This is a genomic window from Reinekea thalattae (genome assembly GCF_008041945.1).
Taxonomy (GTDB): Bacteria; Pseudomonadota; Gammaproteobacteria; order Pseudomonadales; family Natronospirillaceae; genus Reinekea; species Reinekea thalattae.
Genome location: NZ_VKAD01000002.1, coordinates 414,138 through 421,688 on the forward strand (window position 1 = coordinate 414,138; position 7,551 = coordinate 421,688).

At 44.7% G+C, this 7,551-nt stretch carries 7 protein-coding genes; 4 read left to right on the forward strand and 3 right to left on the reverse strand.

Annotated elements, in window-relative coordinates:
* Positions 1-32 precede the first annotated feature (32 nt).
* Positions 33-782: a Nif3-like dinuclear metal center hexameric protein gene (locus FME95_RS12290; protein WP_147714777.1), complete on the forward strand. Its 750-nt coding sequence runs from the start codon at positions 33-35 to the stop codon at positions 780-782.
* 32 nt (positions 783-814) lie between these two features.
* Here the strand turns inward: FME95_RS12290 and cysN are convergent, their stop codons facing one another.
* The 3 genes from cysN to FME95_RS12305 all read right to left on the reverse strand — a co-directional run bounded on the left by cysN (position 815) and on the right by FME95_RS12305 (position 3,933).
* Positions 815-2,431 carry a sulfate adenylyltransferase subunit CysN gene (cysN, locus tag FME95_RS12295; RefSeq protein WP_147714778.1) on the reverse strand — a complete coding sequence of 539 codons (1,617 nt, stop codon included), beginning with the start codon at positions 2,429-2,431 and terminating at the stop codon, positions 815-817.
* 16 nt (positions 2,432-2,447) lie between these two features.
* Positions 2,448-3,356 carry a sulfate adenylyltransferase subunit CysD gene (gene cysD / locus FME95_RS12300; RefSeq protein WP_147714779.1) on the reverse strand — a complete coding sequence of 303 codons (909 nt, stop codon included), beginning with the start codon at positions 3,354-3,356 and terminating at the stop codon, positions 2,448-2,450.
* A gap of 133 nt (positions 3,357-3,489) precedes the next feature.
* Positions 3,490-3,933, reverse strand: a complete 444-nt coding sequence (locus FME95_RS12305) for a Z-ring associated ZapG family protein (protein WP_147714780.1) — start codon at positions 3,931-3,933, stop codon at positions 3,490-3,492.
* 220 nt (positions 3,934-4,153) lie between these two features.
* Between FME95_RS12305 and zapE the strand changes: the two genes are divergently transcribed.
* The 3 genes from zapE to FME95_RS12320 are packed head-to-tail and all read left to right on the forward strand — an operon-like array spanning position 4,154 to position 7,189.
* Complete coding sequence (zapE, locus tag FME95_RS12310) at positions 4,154-5,260, forward strand: cell division protein ZapE (RefSeq protein WP_147714781.1); 1,107 nt, start codon at positions 4,154-4,156, stop codon at positions 5,258-5,260.
* A 1-nt stretch (position 5,261) separates the two neighbouring features.
* Positions 5,262-6,128: a glycosyltransferase family 2 protein gene (locus FME95_RS12315; protein ID WP_246109374.1), complete on the forward strand. Its 867-nt coding sequence runs from the start codon at positions 5,262-5,264 to the stop codon at positions 6,126-6,128.
* Positions 6,129-6,133: 5 nt separating this feature from the next.
* The gene (locus FME95_RS12320) at positions 6,134-7,189 is read left to right on the forward strand and encodes a glycosyltransferase family 4 protein (RefSeq protein ID WP_147714782.1); all 1,056 of its coding nucleotides are present in this window, start codon (positions 6,134-6,136) and stop codon (positions 7,187-7,189) included.
* Positions 7,190-7,551: the final 362 nt, after the last annotated feature.

The window sequence follows — 7,551 nt, forward strand, 5'->3', positions numbered from 1 at the left end:
TTCAACCAGATGATTTATTAGGAGTGTAACATATGGGCGTTCTGCGCAATGAACTGGAAACCTATTTAGCAAAGCTATTAAATGCCGAGCAGTTTAAAGATTACTGCCCAAACGGGCTGCAAGTTGAAGGCCAGATGCAAATTGAACGTATAGTTACCGGTGTGACTGCAAGCCAAGGGCTAATAGAGGCTGCTATTGCACATAATGCGCAAGCTATTTTGGTGCATCATGGTTATTTTTGGAAAGGCGAAAGCCCGATTATAAAGGGCATAAAGCGCAACCGAATTTCGACCTTACTGCAGCACGATATTAATTTATTTGCTTATCACTTACCGCTTGATGTGCATGAGACATTAGGTAATAACGTCTTATTAGCCAAGGATATGGGCTGGCAAATAGATGGCGAATTAGCTGGCACCGTGGGTCTTCAAGGTCAATTAGCTGAGCCGACAAGTGCTGGCGAGCTAAAGACGAAATTGGCTGAAAAACTCGACTTTAATGTATTACATATTGGCGATGAAACTCGTCAAGTGAAGCGGCTGGCTTGGTGTACCGGTGGCGCACCAGATTATTTGCAGCAAGCCGTCGACGCGGGTGTCGATGCGTTTATTTCTGGTGAGATAAATGAGCGTACCGCACATTTAGCGCAAGAAAGCGGTGTGCATTATTTTGCTGCGGGTCACCATGCGACAGAGCGTTATGGTGTTCGTGCTTTAGGCGAGCACGTAGCGTCAACGTTCGATATCGACGTGCAGTTTGTTGATCTGCCGGTTCCAGTTTGAGCTGAAAACGGCAGATCATTTAGCGACTGCGATTAGATCTCTAAAAGGATGGATTGTGTTTTCAATTCATCCAGTAGTTCGTCCACAGCATTGTTGTTCAGAGTGATACCAAAAGGTAACTTTTGCTCAGAACCGGCGACGATAGCAATTAGGCCTGCCGCTTCAATGTATGGGCAAACCGTAAGCGCATCTTCTGCTCGCACAATGACAGCTGCATGGCCACGATTAAACAGCCGTTGCTCTAGCTGAACCGCCAGTTCAGCGTTATTTACAACGACTGTAACAGGGCTTTGCTGGTAACGAACTTTACGATCCTGATCCGAAACTAGGCGTTGATCAGCGGCATCGGCTTCTTTTTCAATCATCCCAGCAGCCACGGTACCGTTTGATAAACGGTCGATCATAATGAACTCACCAGTGTGCTTATTTTGTTGATAAGCATCGACCACAACCTGCTTGTTCAGGTGGATCGTCACTGTTGCGATACTGTTGAGTTCAAGCTCGCTTGCGCGGCTAGTTTCCAGTGTGTTGACGTCGATTTTCTCATTGATCTGAGTAACCGAGCCAATGCACAGCTGGTGGCCAATTTTAAAATAGTACTGACGACCAGGAACCAGCGGAGCTTCATTCATCCAAACCAGCTTGGTTTCGAATGATTGACCGATCATCGGCTGTTCGCCTGCTTTTACCAGCATATCACCACGGCTGATATCGATTTCATCATTCAGCGTCACAGTAACGGCTTGGCCAACATGAGCCTCGTCTAAGTTGCCGTCGAAAGTGACGATTTCATCGACACTCGAACTTTGACCGCTTGGCAATGCAACAACCTTGTCACCAGGTTTAATACGGCCTGCTGCGATTGTGCCAGCGAAGCCACGGAAGTTAAGGTTTGGACGGTTGACGTACTGCACTGGCAGACGGAAACCTTCAAAGCTTTCGTCGTTTGCGATCTGAGTGGTTTCCAGCAGCTGCATCATGGTTTGGCCTTTGAACCACGGCATGTTTTCGCTGGCATTAACAACGTTATCGCCTTCCAATGCGGACATTGGAACAAATTGAATATCTGGAATACTGAGCTGCTCAGCAAAGGCTAGATAATCCGCTTTGATTTCCTCGAAGCGCTGTTCGCTAAACTCAACCAAGTCCATTTTGTTGACCGCAACAATAAGGTGCTTCAAACCTAGTAGATGAGCAATAAAGCTGTGTCGGCGAGTCTGAGTCATGACACCGTGGCGAGCGTCAATCAGAATAATGGCTAGGTCGCAGGTTGATGCACCGGTTGCCATATTGCGAGTGTATTGCTCGTGCCCCGGCGTATCTGCAATGATGAATTTGCGCTTGGCGGTAGAAAAATACCGGTAGGCAACGTCAATCGTAATGCCTTGTTCACGCTCGGCCTGTAAACCATCGACGAGTAATGCTAGATCAACCTTTTCACCCGTGGTGCCGGATTTCTGGCTGTCTTTTTCAATCGCCGCTAACTGATCTTCATAGATCATTTTAGAATCGTGTAGCAAGCGACCAATGAGGGTCGATTTGCCATCGTCAACGCTGCCGCAGGTTAAAAAGCGCAGCAGTTCTTTATTTTGATGCTGCTCAAGATAGGCATTGATATCTGTAGCAATCAAATCAGATTGGTGTGACATAAAAGTGTTCCGTCCTTTAGAAATAACCTTCTTGTTTCTTTTTCTCCATTGACCCAGATGAATCGTGGTCAATGGCTCTGCCTTGACGCTCACTCGTTGTGGTGAGTAGCATTTCCTGAATAATTTCAGGCAAGGTGGTGGCTTCGGATTCGACAGCACCCGTTAATGGGTAGCAGCCGAGAGTTCTAAAGCGAACGTTTTTGAATTGGATTTTCTCGCCAGGTTGCAACTTCATACGGTCATCATTAACGTTGATCAGCATGCCGTCGCGTTCAACTACTGGACGCTTAGCGGAGAAATAAAGCGGAACGATTTCGATCTCTTCAAGATGGATATACTGCCAGATATCGAGCTCAGTCCAGTTAGATAATGGGAATACTCGAATCGACTCGCCTTTGTTAATGCGAGCGTTGTAGTTATTCCAAAGTTCAGGGCGCTGGTTTTTAGGGTCCCAGCGGTGGTTTGAATCTCTAAATGAGTAAACCCGTTCTTTGGCACGAGATTTTTCTTCATCACGACGAGCACCACCAAAGGCTGCATCGAAGCCGTATTTGTCTAGGGCTTGTTTCAGACCTTGGGTTTTCATGACGTCAGTATGTACTGAGCTGCCGTGATCGAATGGATTGATGCCCTGATCTAAACCGTCTTGGTTTTTATGAACCAATAGATCAAAGTCGTATTTCTTGGCAATGTTGTCACGAAATTCAATCATTTCTTTGAATTTCCAATCGGTATCAACATGCAGGAGTTTGAATGGCAATTTGCCAGGGAAAAATGCTTTGCGCGCTAGGTGTAACATCACCGCAGAGTCTTTACCAATAGAGTAAAGCATGACTGGGTTGTCGAATTCAGCGACCACTTCACGAATGATGTGAATACTTTCAGCTTCAAGCTGTTTTAAGTGCGTAAATTTACTTCGGTTCATTGCCCGTTTGCCCATTAAAATGATACGCGCACTATATCAGAGCTATGGTTATCTATAATAACTTTCTTAGAGCATTTTGTTATAAAACTATACACTTAGCGTTAGGTTGCTTTAATTAGGTTTCAGGCGAGAATTAGGTTTTGGGTGAGTCAGAGTCTTTCAGGCCAAAGGTTTCTGAAAGCGTACCTTCTTGGTGGGGTGTTTTGTCTGCGTAGTCCCAAGGACGATCCAGCGCTGGTTCATCGGTTTTAGGTGCCAAATCTTCCAAATTAGGCTCTTCTCGATGGGCTGCAATGCGTAACTCAGGTTTAACAAACTCTTCAGCGCCTTGGCTGAGGTGGCGTTGAATCTGCTGATAGTTTTCACTTAATTCGTTGATCAGCTCCGTCGTGCGGCCGAAGTGCTCGGTGACACTGACCTGATAGTCTTGGTGTGCTTTTTTTAGCTGGCTAAGTTCACGCTTTAATGATGATTTGTCTTTACCAGTGATGGTTAATAACAGCTGCGAAAGAAAGCCACCGACAATCAACGCAGCAAAAATAGAGACAATAAAAGTTAGCCAAGTAATATGCAGCACGGTTTAGCTCCTATCCTTAAAATGAAGATGTCAGAAAGTGACAGCTGTTACTAAATTCGAATGAGATGTCTTATAAATTAAATAACCTATAACGCTAAAAAGTATAGCCCTATGCAAGGCGTTGAATATAGCCTGTTTACTTAAACATTTATGACAACGGTTCATTGATAGTATGATACTCGTGACGTAAATAAACGTAACGATCGCAGTGGAGTGTTCTATGGCAATCGCCAGCCCTTGGCAGCAATATCAAACTGACTTACAAAAAGATGGCTTTAGCTATGATGCTTCTCAAGAAATTGCAGTCAAAGCATTGCAGCAGGTGTATGAACAGCTGGTGGCTCAGCACCAGAAATCTGAACTGATCACATCTGTTAAGGCAGCTCTGGGTTTCAAGCCTAAGGCTATTAAAGGCTTGTATTTTTGGGGAGGTGTGGGTCGAGGTAAAACCTACCTGATGGATACTTTTTTTGAATCACTGCCATTTGAACAAAAGCAACGTCTGCATTTTCATCATTTTATGCGCTTGGTGCATGAGCAATTAGAAGTGCACAAAGGCAAAGCCAATCCATTGACCATCGTCGCCACTGAGTTTGCTAAAAAATATCGCGTGCTTTGTTTCGATGAGTTTTTTGTCAGCGATATTGGTGACGCAATGATTTTGGCAAACCTATTGAAGACTCTGTTTGATTCTGGCGTCACGCTGATCGCAACCTCTAATATTGAGCCCCAAGGTCTGTATAAAGATGGTTTGCAGCGAGCGCTATTTTTACCCGCGATTGATTTGCTACAGCAGTATACCGAGGTCATTAATGTCGATGGCGGCACTGATTATCGACTAAGAACGCTCACTCAGGTGGAGATCTTCCATTCACCGCTAGATGCTGCAGCCCAGTCTCAGCTGCTTAAATCCTTCGATAAGTTGGCTTCCGATTGCCGACAGGTCGAGTCGGATCTGACTATTCAGGTTCTGAATCGTTCTATTGATGTTGTAAAGCGATGCGATGATGTCGCCTTATTTGAGTTTGACGCGCTCTGTGATGGACCTCGCTCGCAAAACGATTACATCGAAATTGCGCGTATGTTTCATACTGTTTTGATTAGTGGCGTGCCGATCTTTACGACTCAAAATAACGATTCAGCAAGACGGTTCATCAACATGGTTGATGAATTCTACGACCGGAGCGTAAAGCTATTGATGACCAGCGCCGCCCCTATCGAGCAGCTTTATCAAGATGGTAAACTTGGCTTTGAGTTTAAACGAACCGTGAGCCGGCTGCAGGAAATGCAATCGGCGGAATATTTAAAAACAGCTCATAAGGCGTAATGTGACATTGAATTTAGAAAAACCGTTGAATTTAGAAAATCCAAAACGTGTAGGTGTGGTTATCACCACCTACAACTCCCCCGATTGGCTCGCGAATGTTTTGATTGGTTATGAAGCCCAAACAGATAGTGATTTCACGGTATTGATTGCTGATGATGGCTCCGATCAGCAGACAAAGGCGGTTATTGAAGAGTTTAAAAGCCATGGCATTTTACGTTTAGAACATCATTGGCATGAAGATCAAGGTTTTCGTAAAACTGAAATTCTAAATAAGGTCATTGCGGCAACCGATTGCGATTATTTGATTTTCACTGATGGTGACTGCATCCCGCGTGCAGATTTTATTGCAGTGCATCGCCGTGAAGCGACTCGAGGCTATTTTCTATCAGGTGGTTATATCAAGTTGACGACACCAGTGTCCGAATTGATCAACGATGAAATGATTCGCCAGCAGAGTATTTTTGATCAGCGCTGGCTTATCGATCAGGGTCAGCCTAAATCCTTTAAGCTTAAAAAGTTGACTCGCTCTCGATTATTGGTATCTGTATTGAATCGCCTAACACCAACAAAGGCGACTTGGAATGGTATGAATAGCTCGGGTTGGCGTGATGACATCGTGTCGATTAATGGTTTTGATGAGCGTATGCAATATGGCGGTCTGGATCGTGAAATGGGCGAGCGCCTGTTCAATAAGGGTGTTAAATCTAAGCAAATACGCTACTCGGCAGTCTGCTTGCACCTAGATCACCCTCGAGGGTATTCGAAGCCAGAAATTTGGGCGTTTAATCATGCACTGCGAAAAAAGGTAAAAGCCGAAAATATTAGCTGGACCGATTTCGGCATACAAAAATCGAGTGTGGAAGGGTGAGTCACATGGTAGATCGTTCGAATAATGAGTGCGAAATCATTTTAGGGAATTCAAATAAGAAGTTCTCTGGCGTCACCAGTACTATGCTGCAAGTGCTTTCAGTGCAAAAAGAGTCTGCCGATATTGCTGTCTTAGGTCAGTACCACCTACCAGATGATATTAATGCGTTGAATTTTTTTCAGGCGTTAAAGGTATGTCGGCGGCCTTTGTCTAGTGGCTTGCCAAGGGTGTTTCATGCTCGGCGTAACGATGAAATGATTCAAGGTCTTTTGCTGAAGGTCTTATCGCCAACCGCTATTCGCTTGGTGTTTACTTCAACGGCTCAGCGGCAAAAGACATGGATTACTCGCTGGCTGATGTCCAAGATGGATGGCTTGCTGACTACCTGCTCGGCAGCGCATCAATTTATGCTTGAACCGGCCGATGCTGTTATTCCGCACGGTATTAATATTGGACGAATGGTTGAGCAGCAACCCACTAAAGAGCATGACTTACCAGGTAAATACAATGTTGGTATTTTTGGTCGAGTGCGTCATCAAAAGGGGATTGATCTGTTTGTTGATGCACTGCTTGAAGTGCTGCCTAATCAGCCGGATTGGGCTGGGGTTGTTGTTGGTGAGATTACGGCGCAAAACGAAACCTTTGTCAGTGGCTTAAAAAAGAAAATTGATAAGGCTGGGCTAGGTGATCGTATTCGCTTTTATGGTGAAGTTGATTTTCAAGATATACCCTGGTTTTACCGTTCTATGGATATAGTCACAAGCCTAAGTCGTAATGAAGGGTTTGGTTTGACGGTGCCGGAGGCGATGAGCGTGGCGAAGCCAGTGATAGCAACCAGAGCAGGCGCTTGGCCGGATATTATTGAGCAGGATGTTGATGGGTTGTTAATTGATGTGGCCGATGTTGATGCATTGGTTCGTGGCTTAAATGATTATATGGCATCGCCAGAAAAGAGAGAGAGTACAGGCTTTAAGGCACAAGAAAAGGTCCAGCAGCTTTATACTATTGATCGCGAAGCGCAGGCTTTACTAAGCTACTATCGTCAATTGCAAAACTCGTAAAAGCGCATTAATAGAAAATAAAAAATATAATCTATTGACTCTTTTGGAGCGGTCTCTATAATGCGCCTCCGCTGTCGAGCAAAGGTAGTTTGGTTCGGCAGGTGACTCAAGTAACGGATTGATTCTAAACGAAAAAATCTAAAAAAAGAGTTGACAGAGAGGGGTTCTTGCGTAGAATACGCGCTCCTTGAAACGGCAAGCCCATAGCGCCTCTGCCGAGATCTTTAAAAGTTAAAATCAAGTAATTCGTGTGGGCGCTTGTGAGTCGATAAATTATCGAACACAAGCGACTGTCAAACATTTGTTTGGTTAACGTTATGTTCGAGCTCAGATTTTCCGGTTGGTCTTAAACAACTGGATAT